Annotated in this window: 16 protein-coding genes; 5 read left to right on the plus strand and 11 right to left on the minus strand. The window is 42.6% G+C overall.

The window, feature by feature from the left end:
* Nucleotides 1-29 precede the first annotated feature (29 nt).
* On the minus strand, nt 30-1,706 hold the full coding sequence (locus tag JOC78_RS05060; protein WP_204553392.1) for an acyl-CoA dehydrogenase family protein: 1,677 nt from the start codon (nt 1,704-1,706) through the stop codon (nt 30-32).
* Complete coding sequence (locus JOC78_RS05065) at nt 1,703-2,086, minus strand: MerR family transcriptional regulator (RefSeq protein ID WP_204553393.1); 384 nt, start codon at nt 2,084-2,086, stop codon at nt 1,703-1,705. The genes JOC78_RS05060 and JOC78_RS05065 overlap by 4 nt, the downstream gene beginning before the upstream one ends.
* A 295-nt stretch (nt 2,087-2,381) precedes the next feature.
* On the opposite strand from JOC78_RS05065, the gene JOC78_RS05070 reads away from it, so the two are divergent.
* On the plus strand, nt 2,382-2,840 hold the full coding sequence (locus JOC78_RS05070) for a YueI family protein (protein ID WP_338023168.1): 459 nt from the start codon (nt 2,382-2,384) through the stop codon (nt 2,838-2,840).
* A gap of 33 nt (nt 2,841-2,873) precedes the next feature.
* On the opposite strand, the gene gndA is transcribed toward JOC78_RS05070, so the two are convergent.
* Nucleotides 2,874-4,283, minus strand: coding sequence for an NADP-dependent phosphogluconate dehydrogenase (gene gndA / locus JOC78_RS05075; protein ID WP_204553395.1), 1,410 nt, complete (start codon nt 4,281-4,283; stop codon nt 2,874-2,876).
* A gap of 180 nt (nt 4,284-4,463) precedes the next feature.
* Nucleotides 4,464-5,741, minus strand: coding sequence for a DNA polymerase IV (locus JOC78_RS05080; RefSeq protein ID WP_204553396.1), 1,278 nt, complete (start codon nt 5,739-5,741; stop codon nt 4,464-4,466).
* 321 nt (nt 5,742-6,062) lie between these two features.
* Between JOC78_RS05080 and JOC78_RS05085 the strand changes: the two genes are divergently transcribed.
* The 3 genes from JOC78_RS05085 to JOC78_RS05095 all read left to right on the plus strand — a co-directional run bounded on the left by JOC78_RS05085 (nt 6,063) and on the right by JOC78_RS05095 (nt 9,964).
* Nucleotides 6,063-7,250 (plus strand): CaiB/BaiF CoA transferase family protein, encoded by a 1,188-nt coding sequence (locus JOC78_RS05085; RefSeq protein ID WP_204553397.1) that lies wholly within the window; start codon nt 6,063-6,065, stop codon nt 7,248-7,250.
* A 14-nt stretch (nt 7,251-7,264) separates the two neighbouring features.
* Entirely contained in the window at nt 7,265-8,476 is a 1,212-nt protein-coding gene (locus tag JOC78_RS05090) for an acyl-CoA dehydrogenase family protein (RefSeq protein WP_204553398.1), read from the plus strand.
* A gap of 147 nt (nt 8,477-8,623) precedes the next feature.
* Nucleotides 8,624-9,964, plus strand: coding sequence for an aminotransferase family protein (locus JOC78_RS05095; RefSeq protein ID WP_204553399.1), 1,341 nt, complete (start codon nt 8,624-8,626; stop codon nt 9,962-9,964).
* A 54-nt stretch (nt 9,965-10,018) separates the two neighbouring features.
* Here the strand turns inward: JOC78_RS05095 and JOC78_RS05100 are convergent, their stop codons facing one another.
* From JOC78_RS05100 to mce, 5 genes are all read right to left on the minus strand, one after another.
* Nucleotides 10,019-10,330, minus strand: a complete 312-nt coding sequence (locus tag JOC78_RS05100; protein ID WP_204553400.1) for a DUF3870 domain-containing protein — start codon at nt 10,328-10,330, stop codon at nt 10,019-10,021.
* 50 nt (nt 10,331-10,380) lie between these two features.
* The gene (locus tag JOC78_RS05105) at nt 10,381-10,854 is read right to left on the minus strand and encodes a chemotaxis protein CheW (protein ID WP_204553401.1); all 474 of its coding nucleotides are present in this window, start codon (nt 10,852-10,854) and stop codon (nt 10,381-10,383) included.
* A gap of 118 nt (nt 10,855-10,972) precedes the next feature.
* Nucleotides 10,973-12,097: a M20/M25/M40 family metallo-hydrolase gene (locus JOC78_RS05110; protein WP_204553402.1), complete on the minus strand. Its 1,125-nt coding sequence runs from the start codon at nt 12,095-12,097 to the stop codon at nt 10,973-10,975.
* Nucleotides 12,098-12,227: 130 nt separating this feature from the next.
* Nucleotides 12,228-13,784 (minus strand): acyl-CoA carboxylase subunit beta, encoded by a 1,557-nt coding sequence (locus JOC78_RS05115; RefSeq protein WP_204553403.1) that lies wholly within the window; start codon nt 13,782-13,784, stop codon nt 12,228-12,230.
* Between the two features lie 8 nt (nt 13,785-13,792).
* Nucleotides 13,793-14,209, minus strand: coding sequence for a methylmalonyl-CoA epimerase (mce, locus tag JOC78_RS05120; protein WP_204553404.1), 417 nt, complete (start codon nt 14,207-14,209; stop codon nt 13,793-13,795).
* Nucleotides 14,210-14,397: 188 nt separating this feature from the next.
* On the opposite strand from mce, the gene prli42 reads away from it, so the two are divergent.
* Nucleotides 14,398-14,493 (plus strand): stressosome-associated protein Prli42, encoded by a 96-nt coding sequence (prli42, locus tag JOC78_RS05125; protein ID WP_204553405.1) that lies wholly within the window; start codon nt 14,398-14,400, stop codon nt 14,491-14,493.
* A gap of 25 nt (nt 14,494-14,518) precedes the next feature.
* Here the strand turns inward: prli42 and JOC78_RS05130 are convergent, their stop codons facing one another.
* On the minus strand, nt 14,519-15,502 hold the full coding sequence (locus JOC78_RS05130) for an aromatic acid exporter family protein (RefSeq protein ID WP_204553406.1): 984 nt from the start codon (nt 15,500-15,502) through the stop codon (nt 14,519-14,521).
* A 93-nt stretch (nt 15,503-15,595) separates the two neighbouring features.
* Nucleotides 15,596-16,033, minus strand: coding sequence for a BrxA/BrxB family bacilliredoxin (locus JOC78_RS05135; RefSeq protein WP_204553407.1), 438 nt, complete (start codon nt 16,031-16,033; stop codon nt 15,596-15,598).
* Nucleotides 16,034-16,147 lie beyond the last annotated feature (114 nt).

Consider the following 16,147-nt stretch of genomic DNA (forward strand, 5'->3'; position numbering starts at 1 on the left):
AAATCCGCCAATAGTTTTTTTGTGCCATTCTATTGCTGAACCTTCACTTCACTAGTTGAGTTCATGACAATTTCATCGAAATATTCCACACTTGACATATTTTTATTAAACACGCCCGAATCCGCCCAATGTTCTTCAATCAATACCTTCATGATCTTTTCCGCACGCGAGCTGTCTTCTGCTGCATATTCAAGCGCTGTGACACTTTCAAGAATCTTTGTCATCTGCCGAGCTATTTCTTTCGAGTGATAGGTCTGATGATCACTTGAAGCCTGGCTAACCGATTGAATTAAATTCTGTAATTGTTCGATCCCTTTTTTCACAAGAGCTTTCTCTGGAGTAGATAGTATGCTGTCAAGGCGTGATCTCATTGCCTGCATAAATAGTTCATGCACTTGAAACTTCTGCATTAATCGCAGCACTTCAAGGCCAAGAATGTTCGCCGTCCCTTCCCAAACCGTCAATACTTGAGCATCGCGCAAAAGGCGCGGAGTCACAAAGTCTTCAATAAATCCATTTCCCCCATGCATTTCGATGGCTTCATGCGCAAAGTGAATCGCTTGTTCTGCGGTCTCCTTTTTTAATAGGGCAATATACAGCCGGTTAAGTGCCTCTTCTTCTTTCGTTACCCTGTCATGATCATTCATCACCCGTTCGAATAATGGAAGAAAGGTGAATACTGTGCGAAGTTCTATTTCCTGCTTGGCGCAAAGCCTAGTTAATGTACTTTTGACCATGGGAAAATCCATCAGCTTCCGGCCAAAGGTTACCCGGTTTTCTGCATATTGCTTCGCTTCTAAGTAAGCTCTTTTCATGATGCCAAGCGACGCCACCGCATTGCACACCCGCGATAGATTCAACGCCTCCATCATATAATAGAAGCCCTTTGAAGCATCTCCCACCACATAAGCGGCAGCACCATCGAATTCCACTTCTGCTGAAGGTACAGCGCGCACCCCGAGCTTATCTTTTAAACGGCGGATCCGAATGCCGTTCAATGACCCGTCCTCTCTCTTCCACGGAACAGCGAATAACGTTAACCCTTTCGTACCTGCAGGAGCTCCTTCTATCCTCGCTAGCACCATCGCTACCCCACACATTCCCGCATTCGAAGCAAAATACTTCTCCCCATACAGCTGATAATGATCCCCGCTTAAAACAGCTTTCGTTTCATTCGCACCAACATCCGACCCGCCCTGCCTTTCTGTCAAAAAGGTTGCGCCTTCATAATGAGGTACTTCACCTGTCGAGAGGACATGAGGCAAAAATCGTTTTCTTACTTCCTCATCTCCATATTGATCCAGCAGATAAGCCGTTGCCATGCTCAAGGTAACTGGACAATAAAAGCCCGCTTCTGAATGAGATAAGATGTAGCCTTGGGCATAGGAATAAATATAATTCCCCTTCCTTTTTAGATGAGGGATTTCTTTGTGTACATATCCGACGATACCGGTATTGTAAGTTTCCTCGACTGTCTTTTTGTACCCTTCATTGACCCATACCTCTGAAATATCTTCTCCATAAGCGTCATATTTGATCAAGCGCGGCTGCCCTTCTCTGTCCGTAAATCTTGCCCGTTCTTCAATCTCATGGGCACACTTTTCACCAAACCGGGTTAATTCTTGATCCGCATACTCAAAAAATGCAGGGTCCAGCATTTCCTTTAACAAGGACTGAAGCTGGTGATCTTCTTGATAAAAATTCATCCGTCTTCTCCCCTTAAACAATCAAGTTTGTGTGAAAAATCCTGCAATAAGTCCTCAATCTCCGCCTTCATTTCTTTTAATTCTTCCATTCGCTGGTTCACTTCCGCTAACTTTTCTTCCCCGTATTTAATTGTCTTTTGCAGCTGAACTTTGCCAGTACGGTCTTTATCAAAGAGCAAAACCATGTCTTTAATTTCTTCTAGAGAAAATCCGTATCGTTTTCCCCGAAGAATCAATTTCAGCACAGCAAACTCTTTTTTCGAATAGATTCGCTTTCCATTGGAAGTACGTTCCGGCTTTAATAACCCAAGTTCCTCATAGTAACGAATCGTTCGCGTAGTCAGAGCAAACTCTTTTGCTAACTCAGATATCGTGTACATCTTCTGACCGCCTCATTTCTGATGCTAATAAAAGCTTAGCATTTACGTTAACGTTAACATCAAGTTAATTTTTAGAAAAGAATAAATTTTCTTTCTCTTTCTCACCGCTGATCGAGGCGAACTCTTCAAATAAATGAAACAGTGTCCGATATCATGATAAAGACCAATTATTCGACTTTTTACGCGAGCATCGCTACGATATAAATAGCACTTACATTCTTTTGATTCATAAACTATATGAACATATATAACGAATAGCGGATATAGTAGTAGAAAGCAGGAATGGAGGATGAATGTGACCAAAAATAAAGTAGATGAAATCTTACAATCGGGGATTCATGGACCGAAAGAATTGAAACCGGAAGAACGTAAACGCTTTCTTGGCACGATCCGTGAAAGAGTAGAAGGCGCTCTCACAGCAGGAGAAGTGTATCAAAAGAAAGGCCATAAAGAAATCGAGTCGTGGATAACGACTGTTAAAAAAGGCGAAATGCTGTTGAATGGCGATATTGATTACGCCTATCTATCTCCTTATATTCAGCTTGCCATCAAGCATCACCTGCCATATACCATTGTCGAAAATCAAGAAGCAGATACAAATATCGGTCTCGTAGTCACGCATGCTGATGCAGTTGACAAACCGCAAATTGGGCTGGACGATATCCAAAAAGAAAAAAAGAAGTCACACAGCACCTCTCCAAAACAAGGGTTACTCTCGAAGATTAAAAGAAAACTGTTTAAAAACAAAAAATGAGCGAGAACCTAATGGCTCCCGCTCATTCTTTAATTATTTACTCCATTCAGTATGGAATACGCCTTCTTTATCCACACGCTGATACGTATGTGCGCCGAAGTAGTCACGCTGCGCTTGAATTAAATTCGCAGGCAGCACAGCTGTACGGTAGCTGTCGAAATAAGAAAGAGCTGCTGATAAAGTCGGTACTGGAATACCTGCTTTCACAGCTGCAGCCATTACTTCACGAAGCGCACCTTGATAATTTTCTACGATGTCTTTGAAGTATGGGTCAAGAAGCAAGTTCGTTAAGTTTGGTTCACGATCATACGCTTCTTTAATCTTTTGCAGGAATTGGGCACGAATAATGCAGCCGCCGCGGAAGATCATCGCGATTTCTCCATAATTTAAATTCCAGCCATACTCTTCAGAGGCAGACTTCATTTGAGCAAAGCCTTGCGCATAAGAGCAGATTTTACTCATATACAGTGCTTTGCGAACCGCTTCAATAAACTCAGTGCGGTCTCCATTAAATGGAGTGGATTCTGGGCCTTTCAACAATTTGCTTGCTTTTACTCGCTCATCTTTTAATGCAGAAATAAAGCGGGCAAATACGGATTCTGTGATCAATGGAAGCGGAACGCCAAGGTCAAGTGCGCTTTGGCTCGTCCATTTACCTGTTCCTTTTTGGCCTGCTTTATCTAAAATCACATCTACTAACGGCTTGCCTGTTTCTTCATCTTTCTTCGTAAAGATATCGGCTGTGATTTCAATTAAATAGCTGTCAAGCTCGCCTTTATTCCACTCGGCGAATACTTCGTGAAGCTCTTCTGCAGACAATCCAAGTACGTTTTTCAAAATGAAATACGCTTCTGAGATCAGCTGCATATCTCCGTATTCAATGCCATTATGAACCATTTTCACATAATGTCCCGCTCCATCTGCTCCAATATATGTGCAGCAAGCTTCGCCGTCCACTTTTGCAGAAATATCTTTTAAAATCGGCGCCACTAATTCATAGGCTTCTTTTTGGCCTCCAGGCATAATTGAAGGGCCAGTTAACGCTCCTTCTTCTCCTCCTGAAACGCCAGTGCCGATAAAATGAATGCCGCTTTCGCTCAATTCTTCATTGCGGCGCTGTGTATCTTTAAAGAATGTATTTCCGCCGTCAATTAAGATATCTCCTTTTTCAAGAAGCGGCTTCAGCTGGGCAATCGTTGCATCTGTTGCTTGACCGGCTTTAACCATCAGCAAGATTTTACGAGGCTTTTCAAGTGATTGCACAAACTCCTCAATGCTATATGTTCCTGTAATTTGTTTGCCTTTACTTTCGGCCAGCATTTCGTCTGTCTTCTCACGAGAACGGTTGAAAACGGATACGGTGTAACCGCGGCTTTCAATGTTCCAAGCAAGATTCTTCCCCATCACTGCTAAACCAATCACACCTATTTGCTGTTGTGACATTATTTTGATTCCTCACTTTCTTATTCAGAAGGCCATGTATGTAGTTTGTCAGCCTCAGTCTTTTCATGGATGTTTTTCATGCTTATTAAATGTATCAATTAATCTATAGTCATGCAACTGAAACGAGCGTTTCTTCGCAATTTTATGCCCCCATAAGATCCGGATTTTATAGTCATGACCTTATCCTTCATCATCAGCCGCTTCTCTCTTTTTCCTAGCCAAGAAATCTTTATTGAAGCTAGTATCATTTCTTGGATCAGCCAATGCCTTTCGGCTCCTTATACCTTCTTGAATCACATTTTCCCCAAACTTTTTGCGGATTTCTTGGATCGCATCTAACAAAGGTTCTTTCTTCGCTTCTTGCTCGTAGGAAAATAAGTTCAGCTGTATGCCGGCTTGCTCCTTTTCTACGAGATCCTGAGCGGTGACTCCTAAAAGCCGGACGCCGTTACCCGTCCAGTGCTGCAGAAATAAGCCTTTCGCTTCTTCAAAAATTTCATCTTTATTTTGAGTCGGTCCTGATAATTTCTTGCTGCGGGTGATGGTTTGCCTATTTTTATAACGAATCATGATAGATATCGTGGTGCCAAGCATATCTTTGCTGTAAAGACGGCTCGACACTTTATCTGAAAGAGTCTGAAGCACCTGCAGAAGCTCAAGCTGTCTCGTCGTATCTTTCGGCAGCGTCATCGAATTTCCCACACTTTTAAAATCATTAACAGAATCAGGATCGACTTTTCTGCGGTCTTCCCCATTCGCTCTTTCCTTTAACTTCAGTCCGTTTATGCCTAAACGGTTTTTCAGCACCAGTTCATCCGCATGGGCAAGGTCGCCAATCGTATGAATGGAAAAACCTGCAAGCTTCTCTGCTGTTTTCTCGCCGATTCCATGCATTTCGATGACGGGAAGCGGCCATAGAAGCTTCGGAATGTCCCGTTTTCTTAATACGGTTATTCCCATGGGTTTCTTCATGTCGGAAGCCATTTTCGCTAAGAATTTATTCGGGGCAATCCCAATACTGCATGGCAAATGCAGTTCGTTATATACTCTCTTTTGAATAGTGTCAGCAATTTCAAGCGGCGTCCCTAACGAAAAACTCCCGGTAATATCTACATAGCCTTCATCAATTGAAACTGGCTCCACCAATTCTGAATAATCTCTCAGTAGGTCAAACATAGCAGCGGATGCGGCACGGTATCGATCAAAGTTAGGTCTCATGATTAGTATTTGCGGACAGAGCTTTTGGGCTTCAAAGACAGTCATCGTTGTTTTTACACCGAATTTTCTCGCTTCATAATTGCATGTGACCACAATTCCTTTTCGTTCCTTTGGGTTGCCGGCGATCGCGAGCGGCTTCCCTTTTAAAGATGGGTCGTGAGCCGTCTCCACCGAGGCATAAAAACTATTCATGTCTACATGCAAAATCACACGGCCGCGCTTAGGATAATACTGCTTCACTGGCTCCACTTCCTGTTAACTCTTTTTTTACTATTATAGCAGTTCTTCTCGAATGATTAGAGAATGCGCGCTTTCACCCATCCCCTCTAGTTCAAAAACAAAAAATAAATTTTACAAACTATTCGAAATATTATAAACTGGGTTTACATATGATACTTCAACAGGTTCATTTTCTTCACTCGATATTATACTGTTAAGTCTGCTCAGCTTTTCCTACCAGAAAAGATTTCGGCAGGCATAAGCCAGTTATTTTCACTTCCATGTCAAACACGCATGGATAGAGGATGACTGGCTTTTATTATGTTGAAGGGAGTGGTTTTTTTGACCGGCTCATTAAGAGGAATCAAAGTCCTTGACCTCACAAGAGTCCTTGCCGGCCCCTATTGTACAATGATCCTCGGTGATTTAGGCGCCGAAGTCCTCAAAATTGAAGCCCCTGGCGGAAGTGATGAAACCCGAGAATGGGGTCCTCCTTTTAAAGAGGGAGTCAGCGCCTATTATTTGTGCACAAACAGAAATAAAAAAAGCCTTACCGTCAACTTGAAAACAGAAGAAGGAAAATCCATCATTGAAGATCTCGTGAAAGAAAGTGACATTGTTATTAATAATTTTAAAACAGGAACAATGGACCGGCTTGGATTAGGTTATGAATCGCTGTCTAACATTAATCCAGGAATTGTGTATTGTTCGATTACCGGTTTTGGCGAAACAGGCCCTTATAAAGACCGGCCCGGCTATGATTTTATCATTCAAGCGATGAGCGGATTGATGAGCATTACAGGAGAAGAAGATTCTTCCCCGCAAAAATTAGGTGTAGCCATTACTGATATATTAACCGGCTTGTATGCCTGTATCGGCATTCAAGCAGCTCTCCTCGAGAGAGAAGCTTCCGGACGCGGGCAGAAAATAGACATTTCTTTATATGATTCTGCTATTAGTTCGCTAGTCAATATCGCCAGCAATTATTTAGTTTCAGGAAAGATTCCCAATAGATTAGGAAACAAGCACGCAAATATCGTTCCTTATCAAACTTTTGCTGCATCTGATGCGGAAATGGTGATTGCTGTAGGGAATGACCGGCAGTTTGCCTCCTTTTGCGAGATGCTGAGTCTCCGGGAGCTGCCTGCTGACGAACGGTTTGCCACCAATGCGCAGCGTGTAAAAAACCAGGAGCACCTCCTCCCTCTGCTTCAGGAGCAGCTGGTTAAACAGCCGCTACACTATTGGCAGAAGCGCTGCGAGGAGCAAGGGATTCCGTTTGGACCGATTCAAAATATCGAGGAGATGACAGAAGATTCGCATGTGTTGGCAAGAAACATGATTGTCACAATGCCTCACCCAACGGCCGGTGACATTCGCTTAATCGGCAGTCCGCTTAAGCTGTCCCGAACGCCGGTGGTTATGGATCGGCATCCGCCATTACCTGGTGAACATACGATAGACATATTAAAAAGTCAGGGATTAACAGAAGCTCAAATTGACCTTTATAAAGAAAATAACATTATCTAAGGAGTGTGCCAGAAATGAACTTTAACTTTTCGGAAGAACAGGAATTGCTGAGAAAAACCGTCCGCCAATTCACGGATAAAGAAATCATGCCCTACATTGGAGAATGGGATGCCACACAACACTTTGAAACAAATATTTTAAAACGGCTGGCAGAGCTCGGCTTAATGGGCGTATGCATTCCTGAACAATATGGCGGCAGCGGCATGGATTATAACTCTCTGGCCATCGTTTGCGAAGAGCTAGAGCGCGGGGATACAGCTTTTCGAACAGCGGTGTCCGTACACACTGGATTAAACAGTATGACCCTCATGCAATGGGGAACCGAACAGCAGAAACAAAAATACTTAACTCCGCAGGCAAAAGGCGAGAAAGTCGGAGCTTTTGGATTAACGGAACCCGGAGCAGGATCAGACGTAGCTGCCATGAATTCCACAGCTAAGCTTGAAGGTGACTACTATATCTTAAATGGCCAAAAAACATGGATCTCCCTCTGTGATGTCGCAGATCATTTCATAGTATTTGCCTACACGGACAAAACTAAAAAACATCACGGCATTTCCGCGTTTATCGTAGAACGCACAATGGAGGGATTTTCTTCAAAAGCCATTAAAGGCAAGCTTGGCATTCGAGCCGGAAACACAGGTGAAATCTTTTTTGATCAAATCAAAGTCCCTAAAGAGAACTTGCTTGGTCAAGAAGGCGAAGGGTTTAAAATTGCGATGTCAGCCTTAGATAATGGCCGTTTCACTGTCGCGGCCGGTGCTTGCGGTCAGATCATGGCCTGTCTTGAAGCGAGTATTCAATATTGTCATGAACGAAAAACATTTGGCAAAGAAATCGGCAAACATCAGCTGGTTCAGCAAATGATCGCCAAAATGGAAGCCGGTCTGCAAATGAGCAGGCTCCTCGTCTACCGTGCAGGAGAGTTAAAAAATCAAGGGAAGCGCAACACGCGCGAAACATCTCTTGCTAAATGGCAGGCATGCGACTTTGCGAATCAGGCAGCTGATGATGCGGTACAGATTCATGGAGCCTATGGCTATTCAAATGAATATCCAGTTGAGCGTTATTTAAGAAATTCAAAAGCCCCTGTTATTTACGAAGGAACGAGAGAAATCCATACGGTGATGCAAGCAGAGTATGCGCTTGGATACCGAGAAGATAAGCCTTTAAACAATATGCTTCCCTCTTGGCCTTTTGAAGAAAAAACCGTGTCGTCGCATTAAACCGGTAGATTTAACAATCTGAAGTACTTAAAAGCTGCGATTTTGCTTTTAAAAAATAAACATAAAAAATCTAGAGCAAATCTCTCTGGCTGTCCTGTTATAATGATAGGACAGCTAGATAAATTTTCACAAAAGGAGTGTAAATAGATGGACAAGCAAAATTTAACTGCCGCAGAACTGACGAAACTGGATCAAAAGCATTTTATTCACCCAACATCCTCTATTCAAGAACAGCAGGAACATGGGGCCGCTATTATCTTCAAAGAAGGCAATGGTGTGTACTTAACAGATGTTAACGGGAAAACATATATCGAAGGAATGGCTTCCCTTTGGAATGTCAATGTAGGGTATGGAAGAAAGGAACTCGCTAAAGTCGCTCAAGAACAAATGGAAGCGCTTGCTTTCTCCTCTTGTTTCGCCACATTCAGCAATGAACCTGCCATTCGGTTAGCAGCGAAATTAGCTGAACTTACGCCTGGTGATTTACAAGCGGCTTTCTTTACATCGGGAGGTTCTGAATCAAACGACACAGCGTACAAGCTTGTTCGTCATTATTGGAAAGTGAAAGGCCAGCCGCAAAAAACGAAAATTATCTCACGTGAAAAGGGGTATCACGGCGTAGCAGTTGGTTCAACAAGCGCGACGGGCATCAAGGATTTTCATCATATGACTTCTTCTCTTGCTCCTGGGTTTCTGCACGTGGAAGCATTCAGCACAGAGGCACTAAGAGAATTAATCATTCAAGAAGGCGCAGACACCATTGCGGCTTTTATCGCGGAGCCAGTGCAAGGAGCAGGCGGAGTAAATATTCCTCCGGACGATTACTTTAAGGAAGTAAGACGCATTTGCGATGAGCATCAAATTCTCTTCATTGCTGATGAAGTCATCACCGGTTTTGGACGGACAGGCAAGTGGTTCGCCTGTGAACATTATGGTGTCACACCGGATGTCATGCTTGTCGCAAAAGGCATTTCAAGCGGATATTCTCAGCTTGGAGCGGTCATTGTACGCGAATTCATTCATCAAGATTTAATTAAGTATTCTGAAGGCACTCTGCTGCACGGATTCACTTACAGCGGCCACCCGACTGCATGTGCGGTTGCCTTAAAGAATATTGAGATATTAGAAGAGGAACAGCTGATTGAAAACGCCGAGAAAATGGGCCTCATCTTTTCAAATCATCTGCAGCAGCTGCAGCAAGAATGTAAGATCGTCGGCGAAATCCGTTCATTAGGATTGATTGGCGCACTCGAACTCGTGAAGGATCAGGAAACGAATGAACGCTTTCCTGCGAAAGTCTCTCCTAAAGTAATTGCAGAAGCGAGAAAACGAGGGCTGATTTTAAGAACAGTTACTTTTGGCAACGCTGATACGATCGTATTTTCTCCGCCGCTTGTCATAAATGAACAAGAGATTAAAGAGATGTTTGATATTTTAAAAGAAGCGATAGAAGCCGTGCAGGCTCAATTATTTGCCTCGGAAAAGTAAATTTCTATAATTGGAAATAATGAAAGGGTGCGCCATTAGCATAGGCGCACCCTTTCATTCATTAACAGTTGTTACATACTGTTTGTATAAGTCCTTTAACGCACTTTCGATCGCAGCACTCGCTTTTCCGAAATAATTATGATCCATTCGGGCAAGCAGTTCTTCGATGCCGTCCATTAAACTATATCCTCTTAATAAGGAAGCAATATATTGTCTTCCCTGCTCTGTTGCAAGCGTGCAGGAAGCTTCGACAATCACTCCGTATTTGCCTTCTACTTCCGCCGTAATCGTTAACGTGTCATACAAATTTTTAGCTGCCATTCCAGCTGGCAGTCTCGCATGCCCAGCGATCATATATGTGTACATGTGTCTCACCTATCCATCAAAATAACGAACTGTTCTAACCTATGAATCTATTATTCAGCTGTATAACTCATCATAAACTCTTGGATCTCTTTCATTCCATCGAGGGAAGAAACAAGCACCTCGGGATCGATGATCGTTACCAGTCGGTTATCCAAATTAGCAACGGCCGAAAAATATTTTGTTTTTGAATAGGCAACCAAGCCGACTTGGCGCAAGCTTTGCTCAGGCACACTGATAATTTCTTTCGCATCTTTCACAAGAAAACCGACAGCTAAAAATTTCGTTTGAATAACGAGCAATCGCGCTTCATCGAGGTTAGACAAACTTTTATTGTAAAGCACATATTCAAAATCAATGACAGGAATTAATTCATCTCTAACTTTTACAACGCCTTTCATATACAAGGGCAAATGCGGAATTGGCTGAATAGATGGTACTTTCTCTATAGAAATCACCGACTCAATGGGAACCGCATATTCTTCATGACCCGATTCAAATACAACTGTTTTATCCACCTGCTGCATGGCATGACCTCCTAGCTAATCATTGATGTTACGGATGTATCCGTCTTTCTTATAAGAAAATACTACCATAAATAAATAAACCTGTCTGCTTATTGATGTACAGACAGGTTCGATAATCTTATTCAGTTTCTGACACTTCAGCTACGATGGCTACAGCCATTTCAGCAAGTTTCTCAAGCTCCTCAATCGGCATTCTTTCATTCGTTGTGTGAATATCTTCATACCCTACAGCTAAATTGACGGTAGGAATGCCGAATCCAGCGATCACATTGGCATCACTTCCGCCGCCGCTTGTTAACAGCTCGGTTGGACGGCCAATTCGGGAAGCTGCTTTTTTCGCTACTTCAACGACATGATCTCCTTTACCGAACTTAAAGCCCGGGTACATCACTTCAACCTGAACGTCACAAGACCCGCCCATGCTCTCAGCCGTTTCTTCAAACGCTTGCTTCATCTTAGCTACTTGCTCTTCCATTTTCTCAGGAACGAGTGAACGAGCTTCCGCTAAAATGTCAACACGGTCACATACAATATTCGTTGCTTTTCCGCCTTCAAAACGTCCGATATTAGCCGTTGTTTCTTCGTCAATTCGTCCTAGTGGCATTTTAGCAATCGCTTTAGCGGCAATCGTAATCGCTGAAACTCCTTTTTCTGGCGCCACGCCAGCATGTGCTGTTTTCCCGTAAATTTCAGCTGTCACTTTCGCCTGCGTTGGCGCTGCTACGATAATATTGCCCACAGCCCCGTCACTATCTAAAGCAAAGCCGAATTTCGCTTTCACTAATGAAGGATCCAGCGCTTTCGCTCCGACTAAACCAGATTCTTCACCAGCTGTAATGATAAATTGAATCATTCCATGAGGCAGATTCTGCTCCTTCAGCACACGAACCATCTCAAGCATGGCAGCCAGACCTGCCTTATCATCCGCTCCAAGAATCGTCGTTCCATCTGTTACGACATACCCATCTTTAATGCTCGGTTTAATACCGGCACCGGGCACGACGGTATCCATATGAGAAGTAAAGTAAATCGGATCCACTCCATCTTTAGTGGCGTCTAGGGTGCAGATTAAATTTCCTGCCCCATGACCGGTTTGGCCAGTTGTATCATCTTCATAGACTGTCACACCCAAGTCTTGGAATTTCTTCGTCAATACTTTTGCAATTTCCGTTTCTTTTTTTGTTTCAGAATCAATCTGTACTAGCTCAAGAAATTCATTTAATAACCGTTCATTATTCACCATTTATATGTACCTCCTAATAAAAAGTCCCAATTACAGTATACGCTTCCACTCGCTTATTCTCAACGAATATGGAATTGGATCAAAAAAAGCTTTAGACGCATGTTCGCGCCTAAAGCTCTCTCTAAATGATTTATAATGGAATATTTCCATGCTTTTTCTTCGGACGTTCTTCTTTCTTTGTTCTCATCATTTCTAACCCTTGGATCAGCTTAATACGCGTTTCTCTCGGATCGATGACATCATCTACCATGCCGCGTGCGGCTGCTACATATGGATTAGCGAATTTATCACGGTATTCTTCAATCTTCTTCGCTCGCGTTTCCTCTGGGTTCTCGCTATTTGCGATTTCTTTAGCAAAAATGATATTCGCTGCCCCTTGAGGTCCCATTACGGCGATCTCTGCATTTGGCCATGAGAAGACTAAATCCGCTCCGATGGATTTACTATTTAGAGCTACATATGCTCCGCCATAAGCTTTTCTTAAAATGACGGTAATCTTTGGAACGGTTGCTTCGGAATAAGCATACAAGATCTTAGCCCCGTGACGAATGATGCCCCCATGCTCTTGTTTAACCCCTGGGAAGAAACCGGATACATCTTCAAACGTAATGATTGGGATATTGAACGAATCACAGAAACGGATGAAGCGTGAAGCTTTATCAGAAGAATCAATGTCTAGTCCACCCGCCATAAATTTAGGCTGATTGCACACCATACCGACGACTTCTCCCTTGATTCGGGCAAAGCCAACGACAATGTTCTTCGCAAATTCTTTTTGTACTTCCATGAACGAATCTGCATCAACTACCTGTTCAATGACCTTGCGCACATCATAAGGGCGCAAGCCATCAAATGGAACGACATCTGTTATGTCTTTCAGATAGTCTTCTTCCATCGAATATTCCAGATGCGGCGGTTTCTCTTCGTTATTTTGAGGAAGATAGCTAAGCAAGGCTCTTACATTTTCCAATACTTCCTGCTCAGAACTTCCACGGAAATGAGCGTTTCCGCTTATTGCGTTATGTACTTTCGATCCTCCTAAATCTTCAGAAGAAATCTTCTCTCCAGTGACCGTTTCGATTACTTTCGGACCTGTGATAAACATTTGGCTCGTCTTATCAACCATAAAGACAAAGTCAGTGATTGCAGGTGAGTAAACCGCTCCGCCGGCACACGGTCCCATTATCACAGAAATCTGAGGGATCACGCCAGAGAAAATCGCATTTCGATAAAAAATATGTCCATACCCATCAAGTGATACGACACCTTCTTGGATACGCGCTCCGCCAGAATCGTTTAAACCGACAAACGGCGCTCCATTTTTGGCGGCTAAATCCATCACGTTGGCAATCTTTTTGGCATGCATTTCTCCAAGCGCTCCGCCGAACACCGTAAAGTCTTGAGAAAATAAATAAATCGGACGGCCATTTACTTTTCCATAGCCGGTAACGACTCCATCTCCAGGACCCTTCGCTCCTTCAAGACCAAAGTCTACACAGCGATGTTCGATAAAAGGATTCACTTCTACAAATGTGCCAGGATCCACTAATAAATCGATTCTTTCTCTTGCTGTCAGCTTGCCTTTTTCATGCTGCTTGTCAATACGTTCGTCTCCGCCCCCAAGTTCCACTTCACGGCGTCTGTCATACAACTCATTGATGCTTTCAAAAATGTCTGGTGTTGTCATAATGTATGTTATTCTCCTTTCAGATGTCCCTTGTCGCAAAGCTCAAGCAGTACGCCATGCGTCGATTTCGGATGCATAAAAGCTACCTTGGCACCGCCGGCTCCGATTTTTGATGTTTCATTAATCATGCGGATTCCGCTCTCTTTAATCTCTTGAATACGCTGTTCGATATCGCTGACGCCAAATGCGACATGATGAATGCCTTGTCCGCGTTTTTCAATAAATTTAGCAATCGCGCTTTCTTCACTCATGGGTTCAAGCAGCTCAAGTTTAACATTACCGGCATCAATAAATGCTACTCTCACTTTTTCAGATTCAACTTCTTCTGTTTTTAACAGGGTCAACCTAAGCTGTTCTGTATAAAATGGCAACGTTTCTTCAAGCGAACTAACCGCTATTCCAATATGATCCACGTTCTTGATCATTTTCTCTCCCCCTTTGCAAAAAGACCTTAAACAATTTAAATATTCGCTAATTTTCGCTAAATTCCTTCTTTTTTTAATAACTTTTCATCATTGTCATAGAAAGTATTTTTCCTCCGGTTGTCTTTCAGTTAAAAAGCAGATAGAATAATAGCAAGAATACGCGGGATAAAAGGAGAGATTTTTCGTTTATGAGAAATAAACATATTCAAAAAACCGTCGTCTATATTATGCTGTTTACGATGTTAATTTCTACGGTCTTTTTTGGACTGTCTATGTTTTTATAATCTAAAAAAGCCAACTGACTATTGATTAGTTGGCTTTTTGTTTGACTTCTAATTCTTCTTTCTGTAATCCTCTAAAGGAACTCTTGATCTGCAAGTACCTTTCCATCTCCTGAACAAATTGAAATAAAGCCGCACGCGCTTCAAACTCTTCTCGTGAAGTCGGCAATTCCATATTTTCTATATCCACTTTCATATCGTACAATTTTTTTAAAAACAGCATCGCAGTATTTCCAGGATGAATATGCTTGCTTAAGTCCTCCATGAAATCAGCGATAATGTGCGCCTGTTCTACCTGATGAGAAATCGACGTCACAACTGTTAACAGACGTTCAATAATTTCAAATTGTTTTTCTCTCATGCTGAAGTAATGATAAAACAAGCTTTCATCACGCAGAAAATGATTCTCTACATCTTTGTAAGCCAAAGACTTGCCTTCTTTAATCAGCCGGGACGTTTCTGTAATTTCTTTGCCGTCCCACAGGTGATCCCCTTCCCGCAAAAATAGAATCACTTCTTGAAATATCTTATAAAAGTTCGTTTCTATGTCTTCTTGAAGGCGGAACAGGTCCCTTTCCACACTTGGCATATATAAATTCATTATTAAGGCAATGCCAATCCCGATCGTTATAATGCCAAGCTCGTTAAGTATCAGTGCGAAACTAACCGCTTCTGCGGAAAAAATATGTAAGATAATGACACTGCTCGTGACAATTCCTTCTGTAGCCTTAAAAGAAACCATGGTCGGGATAAAAAATAACAGCAGCAGCCCAATCACAATCGGATAATAGCCAAGTCCTTCAAAAAACACAGCTGAGAATCCCATGGCTACGATGCAGGCAAAGAAGCGGCTCCAAGACGCTTCTAGAGACTTCTTCTTTGTATTTTGAATACATAGAATCGCTATAATACCTGCTGATGCATAATTATCAAGACCAGCCCACTGTGCCAGCATAATGGCTAGCGCAGTGCCAATTGCGGTTTTGATTGTTCGATATCCAATCTTGTACATAACCGACTCCCTGCGTGATGTTATTGGCTATATAGCCGCTTCGTTTCCATCTTTAATAAAAACCTTGCCATGATTATGGCAAGGTTTCTTGTATTAAACTTCTTCGCAGTATTGATCAAACGCGCTTTGAAGGTTTTGAACAACAGACATTGGGTCATGCCCTTCAATTTCGTGACGCTCAACCATCGTGCATAATTTGCCGTCTTTTAATAGAGCAAAAGATGGAGAGGATGGCGGATAGCCAGTGAAATAGCTGCGAGCTTTAGCTGTCGCTTCTTTATCCTGTCCTGCAAATACAGTAACCAAGTGATCCGGACGGTGATCGTAATGCACCGCATGCGCAGCTGCCGGACGGGCAATTCCTCCAGCACAGCCGCACACTGAGTTAATCATCACAAGCGTCGTGCCTTGTTTAGCAAAAGCCGCTTCTACGTCTTCGACGGTTTGAAGCTGTGTATATCCTGCCGCAGTGATTTCCTCACGTGCCTGGCGAACAACATCGTTCATTAAGAAATTAAAATCCATGTTCATGTAATTCTCTCCTTTTTCCACCATGTATACCTATGATAGAATAATTGCTTGCTGTTTTCAAATGAATCATTGCTTAAAACCATAACTTCTTGCTCTTTTTTCATATTTTTTGTT

Origin of the sequence: Bacillus ectoiniformans, assembly GCF_016908875.1 — a bacterium.
In the GTDB taxonomy this organism is placed as follows: Bacteria; Bacillota; Bacilli; order Bacillales; family Domibacillaceae; genus Bacillus_BX; species Bacillus_BX ectoiniformans.

What these genes read in the sequence shown, in the direction of transcription:
- JOC78_RS05060 (WP_204553392.1), bottom strand. Translation starts at nt 1,706, where the DNA reads ATGAATTTTTATCAAGAAGATCACCAGCTTCAGTCCTTGTTAAAGGAA.
- JOC78_RS05065 (WP_204553393.1), bottom strand. Translation starts at nt 2,086, where the DNA reads ATGTACACGATATCTGAGTTAGCAAAAGAGTTTGCTCTGACTACGCGA.
- gndA (WP_204553395.1), bottom strand. Translation starts at nt 4,283, where the DNA reads ATGTCACAACAGCAAATAGGTGTGATTGGTTTAGCAGTGATGGGGAAG.
- JOC78_RS05090 (WP_204553398.1), top strand. Translation starts at nt 7,265, where the DNA reads ATGAACTTTAACTTTTCGGAAGAACAGGAATTGCTGAGAAAAACCGTC.
- JOC78_RS05095 (WP_204553399.1), top strand. Translation starts at nt 8,624, where the DNA reads ATGGACAAGCAAAATTTAACTGCCGCAGAACTGACGAAACTGGATCAA.
- JOC78_RS05100 (WP_204553400.1), bottom strand. Translation starts at nt 10,330, where the DNA reads ATGTACACATATATGATCGCTGGGCATGCGAGACTGCCAGCTGGAATG.
- JOC78_RS05105 (WP_204553401.1), bottom strand. Translation starts at nt 10,854, where the DNA reads ATGCAGCAGGTGGATAAAACAGTTGTATTTGAATCGGGTCATGAAGAA.
- JOC78_RS05110 (WP_204553402.1), bottom strand. Translation starts at nt 12,097, where the DNA reads ATGGTGAATAATGAACGGTTATTAAATGAATTTCTTGAGCTAGTACAG.
- JOC78_RS05115 (WP_204553403.1), bottom strand. Translation starts at nt 13,784, where the DNA reads ATGACAACACCAGACATTTTTGAAAGCATCAATGAGTTGTATGACAGA.
- mce (WP_204553404.1), bottom strand. Translation starts at nt 14,209, where the DNA reads ATGATCAAGAACGTGGATCATATTGGAATAGCGGTTAGTTCGCTTGAA.
- prli42 (WP_204553405.1), top strand. Translation starts at nt 14,398, where the DNA reads ATGAGAAATAAACATATTCAAAAAACCGTCGTCTATATTATGCTGTTT.
- JOC78_RS05130 (WP_204553406.1), bottom strand. Translation starts at nt 15,502, where the DNA reads ATGTACAAGATTGGATATCGAACAATCAAAACCGCAATTGGCACTGCG.
- JOC78_RS05135 (WP_204553407.1), bottom strand. Translation starts at nt 16,033, where the DNA reads ATGAACATGGATTTTAATTTCTTAATGAACGATGTTGTTCGCCAGGCA.